Genomic DNA, 26,811 nt, shown 5'->3' on the forward strand with positions numbered 1-26,811 from the left:
AAGTGGTTTATAGTTTTTTTGCTGTTTTTATTTATATATCCCAATGTTGTTCTGCTTCAGTCATTTGGCTGTAAATATTTTGATATTCAGCCTGCTTAACTGTGTACCAATGTTCGACAAAGTCAGCGCCTAAATATCCTTTTAAAATAAGACTTCCTTTAAATATTTTTAAGGCTTCTGGTTGGTTATTAGATAATAAAATATGCTCATCTTGAAATTTTAAAAGATGTGCAGGTTTTGGCAGCGGTAACTTATGAGATAAGCCATAAGACACGCCAGCTAAAATAGTCGCTGCAACCAGATAGGGGTTACAGTCGGCTCCAGCAACCCGATATTCTAAACGTTGATTTTGTACATCTGAGCATGGAATGCGAATTGCGACATTACGGTTATTGGTATCCCAATTGGCTTCTAATGGCACATGATGACCAATTTTAAAACGTCTATAAGAATTAATATTAGGCGCTAAAATCGCCATAGAGGCAGGCATTAACTCAATGAGTCCACTAATCGCGTTTAGTAGTTTGACGGAAAGCTCATCTTTTTCTACTTCTGAGCTAAATATATTTTCATGGTATTGATTGAGTAGACTCATATGAAAATGCATGCCGCTACCGGCTTTTGCCAAGTTTGGTTTCGCCATGAAACAAGCGGTTAAGTCATGCTTTCTTGCGACTTGCTTTACAATTCTTTTTAAAGCATTAATTTGATCGCAGAGCTTTAAAATATCATGGCTATGTTGGAGGTTTAATTCATATTGTCCAGGAGATGATTCTGCAACAATAGCGGTAATTTCAATAGATTGAAGTAGGGCTGCTTTCTCAACTTCATCTAGAACTTGTTGATAGTTATTCGGTGCATCTATATCAAAACATTGGTTTTCTAAATATGCTTCAGACTGATGCTGAGGTGAGAAAAGATAAAACTCTAGTTCGGCAGCCATAACAGGAAAATAATTGGTAGCATGTAACTGATTTAATAATTTTTTTAATATATTGCGTGGTTCATAGGGACAATCTGAACCATCTTCTTCTTGCATGGATAGGTAAAGCTGAGCATTCAATTCAGGAGATAATGCACTTGGTTGCAAGCTGCCTAAAATGGGCAGGCAAAGTCTGTCTGGTTCACCAATATATTTTCCTAAACCTGTCTCTTCAATCACTTTTCCATCTAGGCTCATTGCATAAACAGAAAGTGGAAAATAGCATCCATTAGAGAGATTCTTTAAACTTTTAACATCAATCCGTTTGCCACGAATATGTCCGTTTAAGTCGTGCAGACAAATATCAATGTGTTGGGTATGAGGATATAAATTTAAATATTCATCAACCTCTTTTAAAAAAAACTCGGAATTGAAAATATGAGTTTGTGTTGGAGGAATAAAATCATTTGATATTTTAAATGCCTTAAAGTGAGGATTTTGTAAGTTTAAACTTGGGTAAATATGCGTACTCATTATAAAAAACCTTGGTGGTTATTTAGCTAAAATCCTACCTTAGCCTTGAAAGTTAATCGCGTAAAAAAAGAGTAAAATGATTAAACAGTAATTCATGAGTGGTTTTAGTTTTTTGTTTTAATAATCAGAATCTTGTAATTAATTTTTAAGGTAATTATTTTAAGTAAAATTAGTGTATAAAGGTCGTTTAAGAGCGAGCAAATTTCTGCGAATTTGCTTTTTAAAATTAAACAATATTAAGAATTATGACCTTTCAATTTGGTGAGAGGGGCAAACTGATTTAAACTTAAGACTTATCCAGTGAATCACTTATTTTTGAAGTCTTGAATAGAGCAGGACCTTTTAGGGTGTTTACTGGAATTTTATTTTTGCGTTTTTTTTAATTTATTTTTTGAGTTCTCTTAATATGAAAAATATCGGTTTAGCCATTCTAGCAATCAGCCTTTCAGGTTGTGCAGCAATGAGCGTAGAAGAATGTAAGACTGCGAATTGGTCATTAGTGGGTGAGAAAGATGGTTCAAAAGGTTCGTCGCCACGTTTAGATCAATATTACAAAGCATGTGGAAAAGCCAATATTGTTCCAGATCAAAAGTCATATGAACGTGGGTATAAAGAAGGTCTAGGGTATTATTGTCAGCCAACAAATATTTTTTATAGTGCTTTAGAAGGTAGTGGCAATATCAATGTGTGCCCAGTCGAGCAGCGTAATCGCTTAAGACCTTATTATCAGGCAGCTTCCGACTACTATAATGCAAAAAATGAATATGACCGTTATGACGAAAAGTTTAAGCAATATTCTGACAGTGCTTATAACGAAAAATTAAAGCCAGAAGAGCGTGAACGTTATCGTAAGCTTTTAAGAGAATTACAAAATGATCGTGACCGTATTAATCGAAACTATTGGAACTCAATTCGAGATATCGAGCGTTTCAAATATGATCACGGCTTAAAATAATATTTAAAAAAGGATTGATCCGAATTAGATCAATCCTTTGTTTTTTTTAAAGATAATAACTCGTTTTTGTCATTAGCTTTGAAATAGCAGTCATCGTAATTTTTACTGCATATGGTAATTCAACACCACCTGCCTCAAGCGCTGTATGGCGATGATGTAATTCATCTTCATTCATTTGCTCTAAAATTTTACGAGAACGATCATCTTGAGCAGGTAACTGATTTAAATGATCTTGTAAATGAAGGCTGACTTGACGTTCAGTTTCGGCCACAAAACCTAAGCTATATTTGTCACCTGCAATACCAGCAAGTGCGCCCATGCCATACGAAAGCCCATACCAAATTGGGTTTAATAAACTGGTATGACTATTTAGCTCTTTTAAACGAACTTCACACCACGCTAAATGATCTTGTTCTTCAATTGCTGCTTGTTGCATTTCTTTGCGTACATTTGGCAATTTCGCCGTTAATGCTTGTCCATGATAAAGGGCTTGAGCGCACACTTCACCACTATGGTTAACACGCATTAAGCCTGCGACATGACGGGCATCTTCTACTCCTAGTTTTGCTTCAACCGATTCGGCCGGATTTTGGCGCTGTGCTGCGGTTGCACCTGGAACAAGACTACGTAATGCTTGATCAAAAGAGTTAATGAGCTGATCAATTCCAGTATAGTGGCGCATAAATTAGTCCTCCAAAGAAAGATGTGCTGTGGCAAGCATTGGTTTTAGACGTGCTAGAAGCCAAATACTAAAGATTGCACTAAGTACAGCTGTAATAATAAAGAGTATTTTAATATCAATTTTTAAAACACTTAAGATTAAGATTGAAAAAATTGCAGATGAAACCATAAAAACGGCATTTAAAATGTTGTTTGCTGCTACAACACGAGCGCGATGTGAACGTGGTGAATAAGCCTGCATCATGGCATATAAAGGAACAATATAAAAACCGCCGCTAATCCCAAGTAAAGTCACCGCTAACATGACGTGATAGTAAACCCAGCCTTGAGTAAAAATATCTTTTAACGTGAGTAATGCACCAGTTCTTTCGGGTACAAAAGCTAAACTCGCGGCAAGGTAAAGCGCAAAAAGAGTAAGGCCAATCGCACCAATTGGTACCATTTTAATATTAATTTCTGAGCCGCCAATTTTACGGCAAAGAAGAGACCCGACCCCAATACCGACTGAAAAGAAAGTAAGCAAAAGGCTAACCACATTTTCTGATGCATGCAGATTTTGTTGGGTGAGCTGTGGAATTTGCGTTAAATAAGTAGCACCATAAAACCAGTACCACGAGTTACCTAACAAAATGGTGAATACTAAAGGTAAGCTTTTGGCATATTTAATCGTTTGAAAACTTGTACGAATGAAATTCCAGTCAATCTTTAAATCGGGAGCAGCAACTTTCTGTGGCAAAATGAAGCGACTACATAAATAGCCAATGCTGGCAATAATTACAACAGTAAGACTAATCCACAATAAGTTCCCATGTGATAATGCAATTACAGCACCACCTAAAATCATCCCGAATAAAATTGCCATTGAAGTGCCCGACTGAAACAGAGCATTACCAGACATTAATTCTTGCGGTTTTAAAATTTCAGGCAAAATTGCGTACTTGATAGGACCAAAGAACGTTGAATGTGTCCCCATCAAAAATAAGGCAAAAAGAAGTAACCATAAATGTCCCAACAGGAAGCCCGCAGTACCGATGAGCATAATAATAATTTCTAAAATTTTTATGCCACGGACGAGTTGAGAGCGCTCATATTTATCTGCAATTTGTCCAGCAGTGGCCGAAAAAAAGAAATAGGGCAAAATAAACAAGAGAGCTGCTAAATTATTGAGGGTACTTACAGGGGCAGATTGCTGCTGAATCAAGCCATAAGTAATCACTAATAATAAAGCTTGCTTAAAAACGTTATCATTTAATGCGCCAAAAAACTGGGTAAAAAACATCGGTACGAACCGACGTGATGTCATCAGGTGCTCATCTTGTTTCATCATGTGCAAACTTCATTGTGTTTTATAAAAAAATGTGACCGATTGTTAATTTGCATCGAAAACCATGTATGATATTTTTAACGCTTGATTAAATGAAAAATCAATGGTTTTGAGTGAGTTTTACACTTACCTTGGTGCGTTTTATTAAAAAATAAGTCTAGAGTTTTCTATGCCTTCTAAAATTAAGTTTAAACAGTCAACTCTCTCTCATTCTATGCATTTAATTTTAAAAATGCAGGGGATTCCTAAACTTATTTGTAGCAGCTTGTTGTTCACAGTTTGTGTAACACAAAGTTTTGCTCAAACTTCAGTTGATAGTGACACTTCAACTTTAAATCAAACGGTGTCTGATGCGTCAACTGAACAATCAGTTCCAGTGAGTCAGCAAACAACTGCTCCAATAACAGATATTGCTACTCTTGTGACTCAAGCTCAGCAACAACAAGATAGCTTGGCTATATTGCAACAACAAGAACAATTTCCAAATCAAATTGACGAATTTAAGCCAATTACGCTTGATAATCTTGATGATTTACCGGACATGCCTGTTGATCAAAACATGGCAAACGAGATTTATAAAGTCGCTGAAGAAGCTAAAAGTGAGGCACAAAACTTCCAAAATGGTACTCAGAAGCTACCCGAAGTTACAGTCAGTGATGCAACTCAGTCTGAATTAAATGAGATTAATCAAGCGCCTGTAAATATTGATCAGCTTATGCAAGAGATTAAATCTGACAGCCAGATTGTAGTCGAAGCCAATGAAACTGGAAAAACTTTACCTGAGTTAACTCCGGAGACTGAGCAGCCGCCTGAGCAAGCAGGTTTCTTTAAACGTATTTTAAATAAAGTGCGCCCACCACGTGCAATTCCGATGGAGCAAGTGCCGCGTATTAGTGCAGATGTAGAAGGGGCTTCAGATGCACTGGCTAAAAATATTAAAGGGAAATTATCAACATTTACCCAAGAATCATTTGAAGATTTTAATGCAGCTTTACCTCAGCTTAGAACGCTAAGCAATCAGGCTGCACAAGCAGTTGGTTATTATAATGCTGAGTTTAAATTTGAAAAATTAAGTCCGAGCCGAGTTCGCGTTAAGGTTACCCCAAATGAACCAGTGCGAATTAATGAGCAAAATATCGAATTTACTGGTGCTGGTGAAAAACGCCCCCAGTTTCAGGTTATTCGCTTAATTCCTGATCAGGATGTTGGGGATATCTTTAACCATGGTTTATATGAAACCACGAAAACCCGAATTGTTAACGCAGCCACTGATAATGGTTATTTTGATGCTTATTGGCGACTGCACGATGTGAAAGTGAGTCAGCCAGAAAACAAAGCTGATATCAATTTGCGCTACGAAACAGGTGAGCGCTATAAATTAGATAAGGTAGAGTTTCGCATGAGCGATCCATCGAAACCCTTGCCTTTAAATCAAAATATTTTAGAAAGTATGGCCCCTTGGAAAGAGGGTGATGACTATGCATTTTGGCGTGTAAATACTCTAGCAAATAACCTAACCAACTCTCGTTATTTTAACTACACCTTAGTTGATAGCATTAAACCCGATCCAATTGAAAAACCACTTGAACTGCCACCAGATTTGCAAGCTTTAGTCGATGAGCAAAATATCGATGTTGATGAGTCTAATTTACTTTCACCTGAAGAAAGACAACTTGCTAAAGCACGTCAATTAGCCACATCTAATAAAGAAGTTACACAAAACGTAGTAGATGAAAAACAGTTTGCTGGAACACAAAAAGTAAAAGAGGGAGAACCTCGAACAGCAATGTTGCAAAGTGCTCCAAGTCAGCAGGATGATAAAGAAGCTGAACAAGATCGGTTACAAGCTCAAGCACGTGAAACGAAAAGAATTCCAGTCATTGTGACTTTAAATGCTGATAGGCTAAATAGTTTGGAAACGGGTATTGGTTACGGGACCGATACAGGTGCACGTTTACGCAGTCAGTATCGCCGTTCTATTGTCAATAAATATGGTCATTCTTTTGATGCCAACTTAGAAGTCTCACAAATTCGTCAATCTATTGATGGCCGATATAGTATTCCCTATAAACATCCGTTAAATGACTATTTTAACATCGTCGGCGGTTATGAGCGTGAAACTCGTGATGACATTGGTCCAGATGTAAGTTTGCTTACTGAATCCGCTGTTGTTGGTGGTGAGCGAATAATTAAGCGTCCACTAGGGAACTGGCAACATACTTTTGGTGTCCGCTACCGTTTAGACCGTTTGACTCAACAGGGTAATGTTGATATTTCTGAGTTACCAGATGCATTTAAAACTGCGGCATCAGAGCAAGAAGCCTTATTATTTAGTTATGAAACCTCAAAAACTTCAAGTAATACCCGGTTAAACCCAACGAAAGCTTTTAAACAAACCTATAAATTAGAATTAGGTAGTGAGAGTTTACTGTCCGATGCCAATATGGCTATTGCAAGTGCAGGTTGGAGGTTTATTTATTCTCTTGGTGAAAATGATGATCATCAATTCGTTGGAAGATCTGACCTTAGCTACATTTTTACCGACGACTTTGACAAAGTTCCGTACAATCTTCGATTCTTTACTGGTGGTGACCAGACAATTCGTGGTTTTGATTATAAGAGTCTTTCTCCAGAAGTAGATGGATATAAAATTGGGGGACAAGCTTTGGCTGTAGGTTCTTTAGAATATAACTATCAGTTTAAAGACGGTTGGCGAGCCGCTGTTTTCTCAGACTTTGGTAATGCCTATGATAAAGACTTTAATAATCCAGCAGCTTATAGCGTTGGGGTTGGAATTCGCTGGAAGTCTCCAATCGGACCAATCCGTTTAGATGTCGCATCGGGTATTTCAGATGAAAACCATCCGATTCGTTTACATTTCTTTATAGGCCCACAACTTTAAAAATAAAATTTTATTAGGTTTATTTTATGGCGGATGTAGAACAGCAGCCAACTTCGGCACCTCGCTCACCTAAGAAGCGGCGCATTTTGCGTAGTTTCCTGCTGACGATATTGATCATATTTTTATTATTAGCGTCTTCGTTAGTCATCATGATGTCAACAGATCGCGGAAGTCGTTTTTTATTGGATCGGGTTTTAGAAGCTCAGAAAATAATTAAATATGAATACGAAGGCGGAAACTTACTGCGCGGAATTATTCTTAAGAATGTTTTGGTGCAATTAACCGAAGTTGATGTTTCATTAGACAGAGCTGACGTAGGCTTAGGTTGGCGCTCTTTATTATTAGAAAAAGAAGTGCATTTAAGCCATGCAGATGTGCGTAATTTACGTATTATTAATAAAACACCGCCGTCTGGTAAGGCATTCGAATTTAAGCCAATTAAATTACCATTTGTTCTACGTGTCGATGAAGCTGACGTTGATCATTTAGAAATTAAGCTAGCAACCTCAGATGTAAATTTTCATGATGTTCACTTGCAAGATGCACTTTGGTCAGAGACTAAACTGGAATTTGAAAAATCCAGTATGGATATGGGGTATCTTTCAGTCCACAATGCCACAGGAAAAATGGATTTCAGTGGTAAATATCCATTAGATGCTACAGCAGATTTAAGAATCCCATCTTTAAAAAGTTTAAATATTCAAAATATTAAAGTCGTAGCACGCGGAAGTTTAGATACTTTAAAAGCTGGGGTTGCAACAACAACTCCCGATTTGTTAACGGGTTGGGTGGTATTGCATCCTGTTCGTGATGAAGTTCCAATGCAAGGTGAGTTACTACTAAAAAATTACCACTTACCTTTATTGGTTGAACAAAAGTTATTTGCCAAAAATGGTGTGATCAAGTTTCAAGGTGATATTAAACAACTTAATTTAGCAGTTGATACAGATTTAAAAGGTGAGAATTTACCTGAAGGCCAATATAACGCTTTAATGAATACTGATTTGGTTCATCAGTTGAATATCACTGATTTTAATGGCCAAGTCATGAAAGGCGCTGTTAACCTAAAAGGTTTAGTGAGCTGGAAAGACCACGTTACTTGGGATATCAAAGGCCGTTTAGACCATATTAATCCGAAGGACAAAGCCATTCCTCAGGTTGTACAAGACTTTTTGCCGCCAAGTTTAGATGCTGCTGTTGCCTCAACAGGTTCTTTGGAAAAAGGTACTGAAGTATTTGCTAACGTTGATTTTGACCGTTATGAGTCTTGGAAGCTTAAGTTTAATCAGGCTCCTGAAAAAAATAATAAACCTCAACCAATGCTCATGAATGTAGCTTGGACGAAAATAGATCGTGCAATGCCTTATATTGGGTGGTTAAGTAGTGACAGTGGTCAGGTCGATTTAACGTTACGTGATGGTCAGCAAGATATTAAAGTTGCAACAAAAGTATATCAGCATGAAAAAACTTTATTGCCAGCAGGACAATATCTAGCCAATCTGAATGTTAAAGATAATATTTTAAATGTTCCCAATTTTAGTTTTGCTGCTGAAAAAGGTAGCTTAACTGGTCAGGCTAAAGTGTTTCTTCCGACTGAAAAACGTCAGTTGGTTTGGAATGCATTATTAAATGCAAAAGATTTTAATCCACAAAGTATTCATGCGGCAGCACCTGTTAATCTTTTAAATGGTTCGATTAAAGCAAATGGTTTTGCTAAACCAAACCAGCAAATCATTCAATTTGAGAAAATTGATTTAACTGGTCGATTAGCTCAAGCCGGTCAAGAGACTGTTAGTTTGGGTGGGAAAAGTACCGCAGCATTATTATTCCATGATGTAAAAGCTGGCGGTGGCTTTAAAGGCTTTGCAGTTAATTATGATGGATCTTTAAAAGCCCTAAAACAGGCAAATGGTTTATTGAAGTTTTCTATAGCGGGGACACCAGATTTTATTCGAATTAACCAGTTACAGCATGATGGTGTCGCTGGGAAAATCTATGCAACAGGTTCTGTAAATTTGAAAGATCGCATTGCATGGGATATTAATAGTTCGTTGGTGCGCTTTAAACCTCAATATTTTACCTCAGCTGTAAAAGGTGAAATTTCAGGTAATCTGAAAACTCAAGGGGTTTGGGCAGATCATTTAAAACGAATTAATATTCAACAACTGAATCTTGCTGGCTTTATAAATAATAAACCTGTTCGAGGTAAGGGTAATCTATCTTTATTGATGGACTCTAACCAAAACGGCTTTTTACCTCAGCAATTTGAAGCAAATAATTTATTTTTAGTCTATGGGCAGAATCAGCTACAAGCGACAGGTAATGCTCAAAATCTAAAAATCAAGCTCAATGCACCAGCACTTTACGAGTTATACCCAGGATTACGCGGTCGAGCTTATGGTGATTTGAATGTACAATCACAGCCACGTTTGAAAGCAACAGCAAATATCGCAGTAGATGATTTTGCTTTTAATACTTTAGTGAGTGTGAAGAGATTAAGCATTCAGGGTGAACTTCCAACATCGGAAACAACGCCAACTCAATTAACCGCAAAATTAGATAATTTGCGTAGTGGAAATAGACAAATTCAGTCGGCTGAAGTGAATTTAACAGGAACGAGAAAAGCGCATTTATTGAAAGTACTTGGCAATAATAGTATTTCTAAGTTCTATGTTCAGTTAGCAGGTGGGTTTAACCAGAACAATGATTGGTTAGGGCAAATCCAAAAAGGAAGTTTTGATTCAAGACGCATTCGTCTTGCACAAAATCAAAATGCTCCGGTGATTTATTCTTCTGCAAGATCTGAGCTATATGTAGGTCAACATTGTTGGCAAAGTGCGAATAGCCAGCTCTGTTTTGATCAGCCAGTACGAGTAAGTAAGGCTCGCGGTAATATTTCGTTTGTAACTCAAAACATGGATTTAAGTGACTTCGCGGCATTTATGCCCGAAGGCTTGGCGATGACTGGGCAACTAAACGGTTATGCTAAGGCTGCGTGGGTAAATGGTGGACATCCAAAACTTGATGCACGTTTAATTACGCGTAAAGGTGAAATTGGTTTGGCTGCTGAAGATCCACAAGATCCTGCAACCACGCTGGCTTATGATGAGCTGGGTGTTATTGCAAAAAGTGTATCTGAAGGACTGTTATTCCGTGTTGATGTGAAAACACCTGATATTGGTACGGGTTATGCGAACGTCATTATCAATCCATTCCAGCCATCAATGCCAATGCATGGTGAGGTCGCTTTTAATGATGTTCAATTAAAAGTATTAAAACCATTTATTCAAGATGTCCGTAAACTGAGCGGGACCTTAGCCTTGGCTGGTAAAGTTAACGGGACATTAACTCAGCCACAATTTACTGGTGAAATGCGTTTGAAAAATGGCGCGATCAGTATGATTTCGCTTCCAGTTAATTTAACGAATGTTCAGGTTTACTCATCAATTCGTCAGGACATGGCAACAATTGATGGTGCGTTTAACAGCGGTCAAGGTGTAGGGCTTTTAAAAGGTAGTTTTGAATGGAAAGATTCTCCACGTCTTCAATTAAACCTCAAAGGTGATAATTTACTTGTACGTCAGGCTCCATTAATTACTGCAATTGCTAATCCAAACCTTACACTTGATATGTATCCTTTCGATAAGCGTTTAAGCTTAAAAGGATCGGTAGATGTTCCTCGTGCACGTATTTCAATGCCAGAAACAACTGCTCCAGTCATTAACACCTCATCAGATGTCCGCATAGTTCGACAAGGCCAAGATCCGCTTGCAATTCTACGAGCTGCTAAACCTTGGGATATTCGAGCTGATATTGCTGTTAATATTGGAAACCAAGTCATATTCCAAGGCTTCAACAGTAATATTCCTTTAGTTGGTCGTTTAAACTTAAGTCAACGTGGCTACGAGACTGCAATGCGAGCGAATGGAGCAATTGGTGTCAGTCAAAAAGTGAAAATCGAAGCCTATGGACAAAGTTTAGATTTGAATCGAGCAATTGCGCGTTTTAATGGTCCATTGGCAAATCCGACTTTAGATATCGATGCAAACAAAAATGTTCAGGGCAGTATGGTTGGGGTACGTGTTACAGGTACTGCAACCTCACCAAACATTCAGGTTTACAATGATGCCGGACTATCTGAGCAAGAAGCATTGAACGCACTCGTTACCGGACGTATTAATGAAGGTTCAAGTGGTTTAAGTAATGCAGAAGGATTTAAGTCCGATGTAAATAACACCATTGCTGCCGCAGGGATTAGTATGGGCTTAGGTGGTACACGTGCTTTAACGAATCAGATTGGACGTACTTTCGGTTTGAGTGGCTTAGCTCTAGATGCACAAGGTACGGGTGAAGATACGCAGGTGAGCTTAACGGGTTATATCACACCTGATCTATTTATTCGTTATGGTGTTGGCGTATTCACTCCAGTGAACAAACTGACTTTACGTTATCAAATGAATCGACGTTTATATTTAGAAGCAAGTCAGTCTTTAGAAAGAGCGATCGATCTTTTCTATAACTGGCGTTTCTAGTAGATGGAAATTAAACATTAGAAAGTACCTTTGTACCTATAATGATTTGATTAGTCTCAAGTAATAATGAAATAAAAGCTCACTTCTTAGTGGGCTTTTATTTTAAGCGCTTCTATAGAATTTAAAAAAGTTGAATATTTATTATATAAAACATCGATTCTTTTAAAGGGAGCCAAATCTTGAACAGGCTTTTAATTAAAGAAAACTCACTTGAAAATTACTATTTTATAAATTAGTTTTCAGAATCATTAAATGAAACTAAATTGATAATACCTTGTTGATAAGTGCAAATAAGGTGGTTTTTCCAAGGATATAGCAGTGAAAATAGATACTTCTGTTGAAATTAAATATGACAAGGAAAACGATACAAATACTAAATATCGTGGGCTAATTCAAAAACTAACAGCAACATTGTCGATGACGCTTTTGTCATTTGGATGGGGCTCTAGCGTAAATGCCGCACAACAACAAATTGCTTTAGTAGGAACATGGACATCGATCCCTAACGCACCACTTGCGCAAAAACCAAAACAAGCCAGTGAAGGTTTGTATCAGCTTAAAGTGAATAGCGATGGAACCTTAACTCCTGTTAATGTCTTGAAAATGAAAAGTCCTTCTTGGATTGTGAAATCGAACGATGGCCGTTTTGCCTATACCACTAATGAAGAAAATGAAGGAGCGGTGACTGCATTATCAATTCAAAATGGAAAGGTGAATGTGTTGAACACAGTGGATAGCCATGGTGGACATCCAACACACGCATCAATTAGTTTAGATGGCAAATTCCTATTTGTGTCGAACTATTCCGCATTTGATAAAGGTCGTGGTGGGGTAGCAGTTTTTCCAATTTTGCCAAACGGTCATTTAGGTGAAAAAGTACAAAATATTGTTTTTAGCGAAGGTTCTGGTCACGTCAAAGGTCGTCAGGACAGTGGTCATGCGCATTCGACCACATTTAGTCCAGATGGTAAGTATCTATATGCAAGCGATCTTGGAAATGACAAAGTCTATACTTTTCACTATAACCCGAATAAGCCTCAACCACTCCAAGCAGACAATAGCCGAGATGTGACTTTTAGGCATGGTTCTGGCCCGCGTCATATGGTCTTTTCACCAAATGGCAAACATGCATACGTTACTGCAGAAATGCGAAGCGAAATTGTGACATTTAATGTGCAAGATGGCCATTTGAAAAAAGTGGCTGAGTTAAAACTAATTCATGAAGATAAAACACCTGAATTTAAGAGCGCGAGTGGAATTATTCTTAGTCCAAATGGCAAATATGTGATTGCTGCCAATCGGGGTGCAGACAATAAACTTTTGGTATTTAAAATTCAGCAGAATGGATTACTAGCTAAACCAGTAGTTTATAAGGCCAATGGTATTGAACCACGTGCTTTTTCATTCGATGCATCGGGTAAATATCTGTATGTAACCAATGTTTATAGTAATAATATTAGCTTGTTCCGTTTTGATGCCAACAAAGGCACCTTAAAACCCGTTGGCGATGCAGCAAAAATATCAACACCGACTGATATCAAATTTTTTAATTAACTCAAACTAGCATTTCTAATGCTTGATATAAAAAAGACCGAGGGGAAATCATCTCGGTTTTTTTGACTGTTTTTGCAAAAATGATGATTTTCCGTATGATATGGGCAGCAATAATTAGTGTAGTGAAATGATGAAAAAGATTTTATTGATTGCAGTGAGTTTATTCTTTGTTGGTTGTTCAGAAAAGAAGCCATTAACACCTGAAGAGCAATGGCATGGCTTTTGTACTAGCGTAGGAAATGCGGCTAGAAGCATTGTTTTTGATCGTCAGCAAGCAATTGAAAAAACTCAGGCCGTTGAGCATGCAAATAAAATTGAAGATGACATTACCAAAAAGTTCATTCTTAATATTATTGACAAAGTCTATGCGATTCCAAAAGAAGAATTAACTCAAGATCCTCAAGCACTCCAAGAAAAAGTTAGAAAGCAAGCGATGGATGAATGTTTGATAACGCCTCATGACAAAATGCCAAAATATAAATCGTTCTAATTGTGTAAGGTTATTGAATTTCCTCTCTTAAGGGGTGTTTTTGCTCAAAAATAATCCGAATTTGGCTAATTTGTTTGTTATTTATACACAGGTATTTAGATACAAAATAATGGGCATCACGGAGAAACACCCCGTTTTCATTAACTTTTACCTTGAACTCTAGTAAACTTTTGTAGTCCATATTACTTGTGAAGCTTTTTAAGAAAGCTGGAATTTGCAAGTAATTTTTCAAAAAAAGAGGAATGAACACCGTGCTAGAAGCTTACCGCCAACACGTTGAAGAACGTGCCGCACTCGGAGTCCCACCGAAGCCACTTGATGATGCTCAAACAGCTCAGCTTGTTGAACTATTAAAAAATCCACCAGCAGGCGAAGAAGCGTTCTTGGTTGATTTGCTTGAAAACCGTGTTCCTGCAGGTGTTGACCAAGCAGCTTACGTAAAGGCAGCGTTCTTGGCAGCGATTGCAAAAGGCGAAGCAACTTCACCACTCGTTTCTAAAGAACGTGCAGTTTACTTACTTGGCACAATGCTTGGTGGTTATAACGTAGCACCACTTGTTGAGCTTCTTGACGATGCTGAACTTGCAAACCTAGCTGCTGAAGCATTAAAGAAAACACTTCTTGTATTTGATGCATTCCATGACGTAGCAGATAAAGCAAAAGCTGGTAACGCTGCAGCTAAAGCTGTTTTACAATCTTGGGCAGAAGCAGAATGGTTCACTAGCCGTCCTGATGTTCCAGAAGAAATCAAAATCACTGTGTTCAAAGTAACCGGTGAAACAAATACTGATGACTTGTCTCCAGCTCAAGATGCTTGGAGCCGTCCAGATATCCCATTACATGCAAATGCAATGTTGAAAAACGAGCGTGATGGTATCAACCCTGAAAAACCAGGTGAAGTTGGTCCATTAAGCCAAATCAAAGAACTTATCGCGAAAGGCAACCAAGTTGCTTATGTTGGTGACGTTGTTGGTACAGGTTCTTCTCGTAAATCTGCAACTAACTCTGTACTTTGGTTCTTCGGTGACGAACTTCCACACATTCCAAACAAAAAAGATGGTGGTGTGTGCTTAGGTTCTAAAATCGCTCCAATTTTCTTTAATACAATGGAAGACGCAGGTGCATTACCTGTAGAAATCGACGTCGCTAACATGAACATGGGCGACGAAGTTGTATTGAAAATTGACCACGCTGCTGCAAAAGTTACTGCTTTTAAAGATGGCGTACAAATTTCAGAAGCAGAACTTAAAACTCCAGTACTTTTAGACGAAGTACGTGCTGGTGGTCGTATTAACTTGATCATTGGTCGTGGTTTAACTACTAAAGCGCGTGAAGAATTAGGTCTTGCACCTTCTACATTATTCCGTACACCTGTACAACCTGCTGACACTGGCAAAGGCTTCACGCAAGCTCAGAAAATGGTTGGTCGTGCATGTGGTTTAGCTGAAGGTCAAGGTATCCGTCCGGGTACTTACTGTGAACCTAAGATGACTACAGTTGGTTCTCAAGATACAACTGGTCCTATGACTCGTGACGAGTTAAAAGACTTAGCTTGCTTGGGCTTCTCTGCTGACTTGGTAATGCAGTCTTTCTGTCACACTGCTGCGTATCCAAAACCAGTTGACGTAACAACTCACCATACATTACCTGACTTCATCATGAACCGTGGTGGTGTATCTTTACGTCCAGGTGACGGTATTATCCACTCTTGGTTAAACCGTATGTTACTTCCAGATACAGTTGGTACTGGTGGTGACTCACATACACGTTTCCCAATCGGTATTTCATTCCCAGCGGGTTCTGGTCTTGTTGCGTTCGCAGCTGCAACTGGTGTTATGCCACTTGACATGCCAGAGTCTGTACTTGTTAAGTTCAAAGGTAAAATGCAACCTGGTATCACTTTACGTGACCTTGTACATGCAATTCCTTACTACGCAATTCAAGCGGGTGACTTAACTGTAGAGAAGAAAGGTAAGAAAAACATCTTCTCTGGTCGTATCCTTGAGATCGATTTGTCAGAGATGGAAAATGACTTGACTGTTGAGCAAGCATTCGAACTTTCTGATGCTTCTGCTGAACGTTCTGCAGCTGGCTGTTCAATCACACTTTCTGAAGAGAAAGTTGCTGAATACTTACGTTCTAACATCACCATGTTGAAGTGGATGATCGCAGAAGGTTACGGCGATGCTCGTACAATGGCGCGCCGTGCTGAAAACATGCAGAAGTGGTTAGACAACCCAAGCTTGTTAAAAGCTGATGCTGATGCAGAATACTTAAAAGTTTACGAAATCGATCTTGCTGACATCAAAGAACCAATTCTTTGCTGCCCGAACGATCCAGACGACGCGAAACTTCTTTCTGACGTTCAAGGCGACAAAATTGATGAAGTATTCATCGGTTCTTGTATGACGAACATCGGTCACTTCCGTGCAGCTGGTCAGTTACTAGATAAAGTACCTGGTGGTTCATTGTCTACTCGTTTATGGTTGGCTCCACCAACTCGTATGGACGAGCACCAATTAATGGAAGAAGGCTTGTATAACATCTATGGTCGTGCTGGTGCGCGTACAGAGATGCCAGGCTGTTCATTATGTATGGGTAACCAAGCACGTGTAGCGCCAAACACAACATGTGTATCGACTTCTACTCGTAACTTCCCGAACCGTTTAGGTCAAGGTGCAAACGTTTATTTAGCGTCTGCTGAGCTTGCATCTGTAGCTGCGGTTCTTGGTAAATTACCAAGCCCAGAAGAATATCAACAGTACGCGTCGCAAATCGACAGCGCTTCTGCTGACATCTACAAATACTTAAACTTCGACAAGATGAGCGAATATACTAAAGAAGCTGATCAAGTTGATACTAAGAAAATCCAAGCTGCTCAATTGACTTAATGGGCTAGTATGAAGAAAAGCCGAAAGGCTTTTCCTTAGCGCAAGAGCAAATCTATGATTTGTTTGAGCAAAAAGCTAGAATAAGGGCTGAGTAATCGGCCCTTATTTTTTGAAATAATTTCTAATTAATCTAAAATTTGATACCAAGCTTTAAATGAAAAAATTGTAGTGATTTCTGTACTATGCATATCTAATAATTTTAATGGGTGTAGTCCAGTAATTTTGTCTTTACAATTTAATCAATCCATCATTTAATTATTGAAAATTAGTGACTTAAAAAGTTGATTCAACTAAATGGCTAAACAATCGCGTTTCTTATGTATTGGTGGATTCCTTAACGGTTCAGCGGTTAAAGACCAAGGGGACAGCTTTGTTTGTGTTGAAAATGACAAAGATGTAACCTATCACAAAAAGGAAATCTTCCATCAAGATTCGTGGGATCAAGATTACTACGTCTGTGAAACTACAACAGACCAACAAGCACGAAATTGGGTTTATGATATCAAGCCCGATTAATTCAGCAGATATAATTTAGTACTTCTTAAAATAAATATATGAAAAGCCCCATCATAAGGGGCTTTTTTAAAATTAAAACAATTCTACCAATAACCCAACATTTTCCACCAAAGTCCGCCAATCACTACAAAAATAATGATATTAACCACGCTCATGACAAAGCCAGCTTTCCACCATTCACCAAGTGTGGTGTAACCCGAGCCGAACACTACAGGGGAAGTGCCAGTCGCATAATGGGTTAATGTCATCATAATGCTAGAAGCTGCTGCCATTATTAAAGCAAAGAGCATTGGCGGTGCACCGAGTGCAAGTCCTGCCGTATAAAAGGCTGCAAACATAGCGGTAATATGTGCCGTGGTACTAGCAAACATATAATGTGCATACAGATAAGCAAGCATTAACAATAGACAAGCAGGCATCCAGCTTAGACCTAAATGACCAATACTGGTTTCTAAAACACTCGAGAACCACGTGATTAAGCCAAGCTTATTTAAATAAGTCGCCATCATGACTAATGCTGCGAACCAAGTAATTGTATCCCAGGCATTCTTTTGCGTCAGAATATCATCCCAAGTTAAAACACCTGTAAGTAGCAATAATCCTAAACCAATAAAGGCAGTCGTCGTTGGGTCAACAGCCCAAGCAGAGCCCAAAAGCATGGCGGGAATCCCTGCCCATAACATCAATAAAATACCGAATACACCAAGCATGATGATTTCATTTTTACTGACTGGGCCCATTTCTTTTAATTTACTTTTAGCAAACTGAGCTGCATTAGGTGTTTCTTTGACTTCGGGTGGATACATCAAATACATAATCAAAGGCATAATAATTAAAGCAATCAAACCCGGCAGTAACATCGCCAATGCCCAAGTGCTCCAACTTAATGAAATTTCACTATTGGTCGCCTTTGCCACTAAATCAACGACTAATGGGTTAGGGGCAGTTGCCGTAATGAACATTGCAGAGGTAATCGGGTTGGCTTGGTAGTTAACCAATGACAGATATTTTCCCATCCGACCTTCGGTACCTTTAGCAGGATCAGAATCATAACTAGTAGAAATTGCCAGTACAATCGGATGAATTATTCCGCCACCACGTGCGGTATTACTTGGTGTTACAGGGGCGAGAATGAGTTCTGAAAGTACCATGCTATAGCCAATCCCAATGGTTTTCTTGCCCCAAACTGCGATAAATAAGTAGCCTAACCTTGCACCCAATCCAGTTTTTTGCAAACCTTTAGAGATCATGATGGAAATACCAATCAACCAGATGAGTGGGTTAGCAAAGCTACTAAGGGCATCTTGAATTGCACCGCTTGGGCTCGTGTTAGTCACCCCAGTGATAGCGACTAAAGTGATTGCAATAATGGCAATGGCACCAATTGGCATCGCTTTACCGATGATTGCAGCAATTACACCGACAAACATCGCTAATAAATGCCATGCATCAGGATCAACACCATTTGGTACAGGAATAACGAACCAGATTAACAATGTAATAAATAAAGAAATAAGTGTAGGGAGGGCTTTAAATCCCATGTAATTTCCCCTTGTTTTCATATGATAAAAAATTAAAGTTCTTTATGAGTAAATCGCTAAAGACATAAGTATTAAAGTTCTATTATCGATTAAATGATTCAAAAATTCAAAAAATCACAAGCGATATGTACTAACTTTCATTTCTATGAAAAACGTCATTCTTTTAAGTTAAATATTTCTTAATTTAAACATAAATTGTTAAGTTTTTCTGAAATTTTAATTCTGAAATGGATGTCAGAATGATAAATTCTCTGTTTAGATATCAGTCTAATAAATAGTACTTAGTATGGTTAATTTTAAAAAAAGCTATAAAGATATCTAATTAAATTAATATATTCTAATACTAATTTTTAGAAAATATTAAAGATCAAAAAATAAATTATATATCTAGATTAAGATATAACTGATGTAAAAAATTATTAAATAAAATAACTTAGATATAATTTTGGATAAAAATCGGTCTTTTTGAGTTGTTAATTTTATTGAAAGTGTGAAATGAGTCATGAGTTTATTTAAAAACGTCAAATATATCATTTTAAAATTTGATATATATAAAATTGAATATAGTAGTAGTAATTAACTGGTTTTTTGTTTTAAAATAATTAAACGAACTTAAAAATAATTAAAAAAAATATGGGTATTTTATATAGGGAATTTGAGAATGCTAAAGACAATAGTTGAATTTAAATTTGATGATTATCAACTATATGAACAAAAAATACACTCCAGCGAAGGAGGGGTTTTAGTTCAAAAAACTGAAGACATCGCGCAATATATTTTTAGTATATTGAGAAATAGATATCATTTAAATGTAGAACTATATAGTGAAAATTGGGGATGGCAAATTGAAATTCCATTGCCTGAAATAACAATGTATCTTGGAATAAGTGTCTATGAAGAATATAGAAATGGATTCGCAATTTTTATTTCACCGAATACACCAATTTTAAGAAAGTTTTTATTTCGAAAAATTGATATTACCCATCATATTATGGTGCTTCAAAATTATATAAATATTATCTTAAAATCACATCCGGGAATCTATGATGTGATGTGGTGGAAAGAAAATGAATTCCGATGTGTAGCGGCGAGCTGAAGTAGAAAAATATAAAATTTTAATTACCGAAGCGTGTTAAGGAAAATTTATTAAAGACCGTATTGGTGAATAGGCAGCGAGAGCTTACTATATCTTCAATATCAAATGGTCAGATCAATATGCAAAATTCAGCGTTGAAGGGATTGCGTAAGTTTTTCTATAATAATCTTCATAATCATGACTATGAAACTACCGTAAGTAGATGTATTAATTATTTTTTAGTTGTTTTAATTGTTGGTAATGTTGCTGCCGTTTTATTAGAAACAGTAAATGATTTGTATACAAGCTATCGTGTTTGGTTTGACTATTTTGAAGTTATTTCAATTGCAATTTTTAGTATTGAATATTTATTAAGATTGTGGAGTGTTGCAGATCGAGATACGACACAATCTGCATGGAAAATTCGCTTGAACTGGATGAAAAGCGGAGAAGCAATTATTGATTTGATGGCAATTTTACCTGCCTATCTCAATTTCTTTGTACGAATTGATCTTCGTATGCTCAGAATCTTACGTTTACTACGCTTATTAAAATTAACGCGTTATTTTATCTCACTACAGATATTGTTATGCGTGATCAAGCGGGAGAAAGGTTCTTTTCAGGCAGTTATCTTTATTTTAATCATTATGATTATTATGACTGCTTCTGGAATTTATGTGGTTGAAAACAAGGCTCAGCCAGAAGCTTTTAGTTCAATACCTAAATCTATGTGGTGGGCTGTAGTGACTTTAACCACAGTGGGTTATGGCGATGTAACACCAGTGACAAGTTTAGGAAAGTTATTGGGGGCACTCATTACAATTTTGGGTGTTGGTATTGCGGCTTTACCAGCCGGTATTTTGGCATCGGGGCTTGCAAATGAACTTAACCAGCGTAATCAAAGACTAGAGCAAGAATTTCGTGAATTACTTCAAGTACGAGGCATTGATATTTTACATGATGAAGTTGAAATAGAACGAATCCGTCAAAAAGTAGGTCTACCCAAAGAGCAGGCGCATAACCTGATTGTTCAAATTATGCGAGAAAAAGTATTAGAGCAAGAAGAATCTGTTAGAGAGAAAAAATGTTATTGCCCACACTGTGGTGGAAAGCTAACTGATTAGAAATAATAAGTTAGCATTTTCTTTGATTAAATTTACTTACTGGCTTTTTCAACAGCAAATGCAATAAGTAAAATGATAAGACCACCGAGACTCAAAACAAAACCTACCCAGATTGGCGCGATCCAACCCATTTGGTGGCTGAGTACCCATCCACCTAAAAATGCACCTAATGCATTAGCCATATTAAAGGCAGAGTGGTTAAGTGAGGCTGCTAATGTTTGGGCATCGCCTGCAACATCCATTAGGCGGGTTTGCAAAGCTCCGCCTAATCCCATTACAGTGAGACCAATCAAAAATAATGAAGCAATAGCACTATAGATATTACTCATTAAGAAACTGGCAACAACAAAAGCGATAGCTGAACTAATTAATACACCTACAATCGTTTTGTTTAGGTTTTTATCTGCAAGCCATCCTGCTGCTAAGCCACCAATAACCATACCGATACCCCAGATAGCTAAAGCGATAGGGACAATTTGGATATTAACTTTAGTATATTCAGTCAAAATTGGTGAGACATAACTATAAACAGAAAACATGCCTCCAAAACCGATAGCACCTACCGCTAGTGTTAACCACATGTTGATATTTTTAAGGCCAGCTAATTCTGTTTTTATACTCGCAGTAGCTTGGACTGGAATATTGGGTACAAAGAAGCCAACAGCAATTAAAGTGACGAATGCAATTGTTGCTGAAAATTCAAAACCTGCTCTCCAGCCAAAATTTTGACCTAACCACGTTGCGAGAGGAACACCAATTACAGTTGCCACTGTAAGACCCATCATCATTTGGGCAACCGCAGAAGCTCTTCTTGATGGACCCGCTAGTTCTGCTGCAACTAAGGCACCCACTCCAAAATATGCTCCGTGTGGTAAACCTGCAATGAAACGTGAGATTAAGACAGTTTCAGGTGTATGAGCTAAAGCAGTACACGCATTAGCAATACCATAAAAAAGCATCAAGCCTAGTAATAAAGTTTTTCTAGGTACTTTGGCTCCGAGAATAGCAATGATAGGAGCGCCAATAACTACACCCAATGCATAGGCACTAATAAAATGGCCAGCTTCAGGTACTGTAATATTTAAATTATTTGCAATTTCCTGAATCAGTCCCATTGCGACGAATTCGGTAGTTCCAATACAAAAACCACCTACAGCGAGTGAGAAAATTGCTAAAAAGAGAGAATAGTGTTGATGTGTAGAAAGAGGGGATTGCGGGGACGCCATAATAAGTTAAGGGAAGACACAAAAAAGAGAAGTATAAGGGAAAAGAGAACAAAATAATAAAAAACTAAATTAATGAGAAAATGATTACGTATTTAAATGAGTTAAATTTAAGCCTTCACGTTTTGATCCATAAATAATAAAAAATAACGAATGATAATAAGAATTATTTTTATTTGTGTATACTGTATTCGCTTATATTTTGTCTGATTTTTCAACTTTGCATACAACAGGATTTTGTAATAATGAATAGATTTCTAATGACGTCACTTGCATTGATATGTACAACTGGCTTTGCTCACGAACCTTATGTAGCACCTGTAGCTTATAAAACTGAACAGACTCAAGTACCTGTAATTGCTGGTTATGCTGAAGAAGCATTAAATAGTGAATATCCTTTAAAGGATGTCAAGCTTACTGTAATTACACCTAAAAATGAGCTTAAAACCGTCAACTCAGAAGCTGTACATAAGTCTGTAACTGTTTTTGATGTAGATCTACCTGAAGAAGGCACATACATTGTTCAAACTCAGGCGAGTTATCCTTTAAAATATGTATATGACCAAAAAGAATGGCATCTATTTGTTGATATGCCAGGTGATAAAGCTCCATCGAAAGCAGAACGTGAATATTTGATTCCGACTGACCTTAAAACAAAAACAATTAAAACAGAACAAGTAACACGTGAGTGGATATTGCAGAGTTATCTTTCTAAGGGAAAAATTTCAGATATTCAGCTTCCTAATACACCGATTAAAGTTAGTTTCTCTGTGCATCCAAACCAGATTAAAGCTGCTCAACCAGTTAAATTAGCTATAACTGAAAAGGGCCAGCCTTTAGCTTATGCTGAAGTTAATGTAAGAGGAAAGGGTGCGACTGACAAACAAGTGCAGCAGTTTAAGGCAGAAAAGAATGGTCAGGTCGAGCTTAGCTTTCCAAAAGCTGGAGAGTACTTAGTAGAAGTAAAAGCTCCTCTAAATTTGAAATTAAAACCTAAAGATCAGAGTTATACGATTATTAGTTTAAATGTATTAGCACAGTAGTTTTTAGTTTTTTATAAAAATAGACCTAATAAAGGTCTATTTTTGTCTTATGCTTTTTAACCACTTTTAAAATTTTTATAAGATCGTTTTAATTTTCCTTTATTTTTGAAGATACCTACATTCATCCCATGTAAAAATAGTGAAATAAAATTCATGTTGAGACAAACTAACTATCTTTGTGTTAAAGTGAATGAAATTCATCAATGAAGATTTGTCGAAAATTTTATGGAAAAGCAAACATGAGCTTTTTGCATTTATAGATCAATCTCTTTTTGTAGGCTTGTGCTCATGTTAGAAATACGCCACCTTAAAACTCTCGTTGCTTTACGCGAGCATGGTTCATTAGTTTCGGCAGCAAATGACCTTTGTTTAACACCATCTGCCATTTCTCATCAATTAAAAGAATTAGATCATTGGTATGGGGTAGAAGTTGTTAATCGCCGAAGCAGACCTGTTAGTTTTTCTAATGTTGGACAGCGCTTATTAAAGTTAGCAGACGATGTTTTGCCACAAATTCAGATTACCCACAGTGATATCACGCGTATTGTGCATGGACAGACAGGCAGAATTATTTTTTCATCGGAATGCCATAGTTGTTTTGACTGGTTAATGCCTTTATTAAATCAGTATCGTCAGCAATACCCAGATGTAGATTTAGACTTCGCTTCAGGTTTTGAAGCCAATCCGCATGAACTCTTACAAAATGCAGAATTTGATTTACTGATTACAGCTGACCCAATTGCTTTAAAAGGAATTGAGTATTTTCCGATTTTTGAATACGAATCACGTTTAGTCTTATCAAATACGCATCCTTTGGTACGGGCTGAAAATATTACAGTGCAAGAGTTGGCCGAAGAAGTTTTAATTACTTATCCGGTTGATAAGCACCGTTTAGATATTATGTCGAAACTTTTTATTCCTGCGAATATTCAGCCTAAGCAAATACGAACAACTGATTTAACTCAAATGCTTATTCAGCTTGTTGCAAGTGGACGAGGTATTGCTGCTTTACCTGATTGGGTGGTAAATGAATATGAACAAAAAGGTTGGGTTACAAGCCGCCGTTTAGATTGTGTTTCTCCTACAGGCTTGAGACGAACTTTATATGCGGGTTATCGAACTGAAGAAAAAGAGAAAAGTTATTTTGAAGGATTTTTAAAGCAGTTAGAAAAGTTCTCTTTAAAACGAAATGCCTATTATTCTGGCTAAAAATAAAAATTTAGCCTAAGTGTTAAAAAGGTGCTTAATTGCACCTTTTTATATCGACTTCTTATTTACCAATAAATAAAGAGAGTAAGCCTGCTGCAATCAGAGGGCCGACTGGTACACCACGAAGTAAAGCAACACCAGCAACCGTACCAATCAGTAAGCCTGCAACCACATCAGGTTGGCTTGACATTAGTTTTACTCCACGACCACCCAACCAAGCGACTAATAAGCCAATTGCAATAGCCAAAAGTGATTTAAAACTAACAAATGACTTTAAAATACTCTCCCCACTGAGCTTCCCACTGGCAATTGGAGTAAGTACACCAATCGTTAAAATAAGAATTCCTAAATTAAGACCGTGAGCTTGAATATAGGGGAAAAACTCATTTAATGGCGTAATTTTAACGACAATGAGCACACCGGCTGCAATCGTTACAGCTGCATTTTGACTTAATAAGCCGCAGATCAACAGAACGAGTAGAACAACTAAATTAACATCAAATTGGGCAAGCATGGGGAGTGCGGAGGAAGTAAATAAATGGAATTGTATAATATTTAAGACCAGTAATGTGAACGCTTTAAAAGATATAGCCGATTTCAAATCTTATTTTTAAGAATAAATGATTCTATATCTCTCAATCCTAAAGAGTTTTAATTTCTGGTTACGCTTGGAAACAATGTTATATAAATTAACAAGTTAAAAATTTTAGTTTTTTAAAATTATGATATAAAAATAGTCATTACTCATGAGTACAGGATAGATTTATGGACATTATAGATATCAAAATCAAAGATCAGTTTGACCAGATTCATGATGCAAAAGCGCAACTAAAGAAAAATTTAGTTGAACATGAGAATGAATCGTTAAAGCTGAGCCAACGTATTGAACATATTATTGTTGATAATGAAATTATTCTGCCTACTACCGAATTATTATTTGAAAGTGAACAGAATGAAAATATTTATCGAGTAGTTGAAGAATAAAGTGTGAGTTGAATGAAGTAAATGTAAAGAGCTGCTCGTAGCGTTTAGTAAAAAGTGGAAACTACGTTAAAATAACAGCTTAGTTCTAATGAGAAAACTTCATGCTGCTGGAAAAAATTTTACAATCACAAGGGTTTGGTTCACGTAAATATTGTCAGCAGTTAATAAAAAACGGATCTGTAAGTATTGATGGAGAGGTTGCAGATGATCTTAAGAAGCAATTCTCTCCAGAAAATTTAGAGTTTTCTCTCTTTGGAGAAACTTATCAATATCGAGAAAAAGTTTACCTTGCTCTAAAAAAACCAAAAGGTTTTGAGTGTTCACACCAGCCTCATCATCATCAAAGCGTATTTAGCCTTTTACCAGAAATCCTGATTCAACGTGGTGTGCAAGCCATTGGTCGTTTAGATCAAGATACAACCGGCTTACTTTTACTTACTGATGATGGTAAATATCTTCAAGCTTTAACTCATCCTCGTAAACATGTGCCCAAGGTTTATCATGTTACGACTGTAGATCCAGTTACACCTGAGCAAATTGAAATGCTGAGCCAAGGTGTGAGTTTGCATCAAGAAAAAGGTGTTTTTGCTGCAACAGATGTGGAGATATTAGAAACGCATCAATTAACCATGACGATTCATCAAGGTGTTTATCATCAAGTAAAAAGAATGATTGCAGCTGTAGGAAATAAGGTAGAAGCATTACATCGCCATCAAGTAGGGCAATTGGTTTTACCTGAACTTGAAGATGGTGAGTGGGTTTATTTATCTGAACAACAAAAACAACGCGCTCAAAATATCATTTGAGAAAACAATGGAAGGTTTGGAACTCGCTATCTCGAATAAATCCCATTTGTTCATATAAACGATGAGATTCATGGTTGTTACTTTGAGTTTCCAAACTAATCCGCAAAGCATTTTCTTGTTTTGCAAATAAGATTGCTGTATCGATTAGCTGTTTAGCAGAACCTTGACGGCGGAAAACGGGCGTAACATATACATCATCTAAAATATAGTAAGTTGAACAAGCAACTGAAGAAAAACCTAAATAGAGTAAAATAAAACCCGTGATTTTATCGTCTTTAATATGAATGAAAAACACACTCTCTCTATTCTCAAAACGTTGTTTAAGGAAGTGAAGTGATTCATTAAAATTAGAAGAGGCCCCATAAAATTGGCGGTATTCATCAAATAAAACGGCGAGTTGCTCTAAATCTTCAAAAGTCGCTCGTCTAACGATCATTTGGCACTCCTTGTAACTTATCATTATGTTTTTACAAAGAGAGCATAACGAAAAAAACAGCTTTTTGAC

The 26,811-nt window shown here is 37.1% G+C and carries 20 protein-coding genes; 13 read left to right on the top strand and 7 right to left on the bottom strand.

Annotated elements, in window-relative coordinates; all coding sequences use genetic code 11:
* Nucleotides 1-31 precede the first annotated feature (31 nt).
* Entirely contained in the window at nt 32-1,456 is a 1,425-nt protein-coding gene (locus MJX77_RS12325; protein ID WP_252059214.1) for a glutamine synthetase family protein, read from the bottom strand.
* Nucleotides 1,457-1,862: 406 nt separating this feature from the next.
* On the opposite strand from MJX77_RS12325, the gene MJX77_RS12330 reads away from it, so the two are divergent.
* The gene (locus tag MJX77_RS12330) at nt 1,863-2,411 is read left to right on the top strand and encodes a DUF2799 domain-containing protein (protein ID WP_004791516.1); all 549 of its coding nucleotides are present in this window, start codon (nt 1,863-1,865) and stop codon (nt 2,409-2,411) included.
* 46 nt (nt 2,412-2,457) lie between these two features.
* Here the strand turns inward: MJX77_RS12330 and coq7 are convergent, their stop codons facing one another.
* Nucleotides 2,458-3,093 carry a 2-polyprenyl-3-methyl-6-methoxy-1,4-benzoquinone monooxygenase gene (gene coq7 / locus MJX77_RS12335; protein WP_004791519.1) on the bottom strand — a complete coding sequence of 212 codons (636 nt, stop codon included), beginning with the start codon at nt 3,091-3,093 and terminating at the stop codon, nt 2,458-2,460.
* A gap of 3 nt (nt 3,094-3,096) precedes the next feature.
* A complete protein-coding gene (locus tag MJX77_RS12340) occupies nt 3,097-4,419 on the bottom strand; it encodes an MFS transporter (protein WP_252059215.1) in 1,323 nt (440 codons plus the stop codon).
* Nucleotides 4,420-4,585: 166 nt separating this feature from the next.
* Here MJX77_RS12340 and MJX77_RS12345 point away from each other — a divergent pair, with 166 nt between their 5' ends.
* From MJX77_RS12345 to MJX77_RS12370, 6 genes are all read left to right on the top strand, one after another.
* Nucleotides 4,586-7,318: an autotransporter assembly complex protein TamA gene (locus MJX77_RS12345; RefSeq protein WP_252059216.1), complete on the top strand. Its 2,733-nt coding sequence runs from the start codon at nt 4,586-4,588 to the stop codon at nt 7,316-7,318.
* A gap of 26 nt (nt 7,319-7,344) precedes the next feature.
* Nucleotides 7,345-11,850, top strand: a complete 4,506-nt coding sequence (locus MJX77_RS12350; protein WP_005306656.1) for a translocation/assembly module TamB domain-containing protein — start codon at nt 7,345-7,347, stop codon at nt 11,848-11,850.
* Nucleotides 11,851-12,168: 318 nt separating this feature from the next.
* The gene (locus MJX77_RS12355; RefSeq protein ID WP_252059217.1) at nt 12,169-13,404 is read left to right on the top strand and encodes a lactonase family protein; all 1,236 of its coding nucleotides are present in this window, start codon (nt 12,169-12,171) and stop codon (nt 13,402-13,404) included.
* Nucleotides 13,405-13,531: 127 nt separating this feature from the next.
* Nucleotides 13,532-13,894 carry a hypothetical protein gene (locus MJX77_RS12360; RefSeq protein WP_252059218.1) on the top strand — a complete coding sequence of 121 codons (363 nt, stop codon included), beginning with the start codon at nt 13,532-13,534 and terminating at the stop codon, nt 13,892-13,894.
* Nucleotides 13,895-14,145: 251 nt separating this feature from the next.
* Nucleotides 14,146-16,785 (top strand): bifunctional aconitate hydratase 2/2-methylisocitrate dehydratase, encoded by a 2,640-nt coding sequence (locus tag MJX77_RS12365; protein WP_004791533.1) that lies wholly within the window; start codon nt 14,146-14,148, stop codon nt 16,783-16,785.
* 294 nt (nt 16,786-17,079) lie between these two features.
* Nucleotides 17,080-17,301, top strand: a complete 222-nt coding sequence (locus tag MJX77_RS12370; protein ID WP_252059219.1) for a hypothetical protein — start codon at nt 17,080-17,082, stop codon at nt 17,299-17,301.
* An 83-nt stretch (nt 17,302-17,384) separates the two neighbouring features.
* Here MJX77_RS12370 and MJX77_RS12375 read toward each other — a convergent pair whose 3' ends face one another.
* On the bottom strand, nt 17,385-18,842 hold the full coding sequence (locus tag MJX77_RS12375; protein ID WP_252059220.1) for a DASS family sodium-coupled anion symporter: 1,458 nt from the start codon (nt 18,840-18,842) through the stop codon (nt 17,385-17,387).
* Nucleotides 18,843-19,503: 661 nt separating this feature from the next.
* Between MJX77_RS12375 and MJX77_RS12380 the strand changes: the two genes are divergently transcribed.
* Both MJX77_RS12380 and MJX77_RS12385 read left to right on the top strand, forming a co-directional pair.
* On the top strand, nt 19,504-19,938 hold the full coding sequence (locus MJX77_RS12380) for a hypothetical protein (RefSeq protein WP_252059221.1): 435 nt from the start codon (nt 19,504-19,506) through the stop codon (nt 19,936-19,938).
* 119 nt (nt 19,939-20,057) lie between these two features.
* The gene (locus MJX77_RS12385; protein WP_049836989.1) at nt 20,058-21,041 is read left to right on the top strand and encodes an ion transporter; all 984 of its coding nucleotides are present in this window, start codon (nt 20,058-20,060) and stop codon (nt 21,039-21,041) included.
* 32 nt (nt 21,042-21,073) lie between these two features.
* Here the strand turns inward: MJX77_RS12385 and MJX77_RS12390 are convergent, their stop codons facing one another.
* Nucleotides 21,074-22,267, bottom strand: a complete 1,194-nt coding sequence (locus tag MJX77_RS12390; protein WP_252059222.1) for an MFS transporter — start codon at nt 22,265-22,267, stop codon at nt 21,074-21,076.
* Between the two features lie 242 nt (nt 22,268-22,509).
* Here MJX77_RS12390 and MJX77_RS12395 point away from each other — a divergent pair, with 242 nt between their 5' ends.
* Both MJX77_RS12395 and MJX77_RS12400 read left to right on the top strand, forming a co-directional pair.
* Nucleotides 22,510-23,307 (top strand): DUF4198 domain-containing protein, encoded by a 798-nt coding sequence (locus MJX77_RS12395; protein ID WP_252059223.1) that lies wholly within the window; start codon nt 22,510-22,512, stop codon nt 23,305-23,307.
* A gap of 288 nt (nt 23,308-23,595) precedes the next feature.
* Nucleotides 23,596-24,516 carry a LysR family transcriptional regulator gene (locus tag MJX77_RS12400; protein ID WP_002122195.1) on the top strand — a complete coding sequence of 307 codons (921 nt, stop codon included), beginning with the start codon at nt 23,596-23,598 and terminating at the stop codon, nt 24,514-24,516.
* A 61-nt stretch (nt 24,517-24,577) separates the two neighbouring features.
* On the opposite strand, the gene MJX77_RS12405 is transcribed toward MJX77_RS12400, so the two are convergent.
* Nucleotides 24,578-25,030 carry a DUF441 domain-containing protein gene (locus MJX77_RS12405; RefSeq protein WP_004791554.1) on the bottom strand — a complete coding sequence of 151 codons (453 nt, stop codon included), beginning with the start codon at nt 25,028-25,030 and terminating at the stop codon, nt 24,578-24,580.
* Nucleotides 25,031-25,281: 251 nt separating this feature from the next.
* Between MJX77_RS12405 and MJX77_RS12410 the strand changes: the two genes are divergently transcribed.
* Both MJX77_RS12410 and MJX77_RS12415 read left to right on the top strand, forming a co-directional pair.
* On the top strand, nt 25,282-25,500 hold the full coding sequence (locus MJX77_RS12410; RefSeq protein WP_004791556.1) for a hypothetical protein: 219 nt from the start codon (nt 25,282-25,284) through the stop codon (nt 25,498-25,500).
* Nucleotides 25,501-25,601: 101 nt separating this feature from the next.
* Nucleotides 25,602-26,306: a pseudouridine synthase gene (locus tag MJX77_RS12415; protein ID WP_252059224.1), complete on the top strand. Its 705-nt coding sequence runs from the start codon at nt 25,602-25,604 to the stop codon at nt 26,304-26,306.
* Here the strand turns inward: MJX77_RS12415 and MJX77_RS12420 are convergent.
* Nucleotides 26,299-26,742, bottom strand: coding sequence for a GNAT family N-acetyltransferase (locus tag MJX77_RS12420; protein WP_002122286.1), 444 nt, complete (start codon nt 26,740-26,742; stop codon nt 26,299-26,301). The genes MJX77_RS12415 and MJX77_RS12420 overlap by 8 nt on opposite strands.
* Between the last annotated feature and the right edge of the window lie 69 nt (nt 26,743-26,811).

This window comes from Acinetobacter sp. AHP123, assembly GCF_023757925.1.
In the GTDB taxonomy this organism is placed as follows: domain Bacteria; phylum Pseudomonadota; class Gammaproteobacteria; order Pseudomonadales; family Moraxellaceae; genus Acinetobacter; species Acinetobacter oleivorans.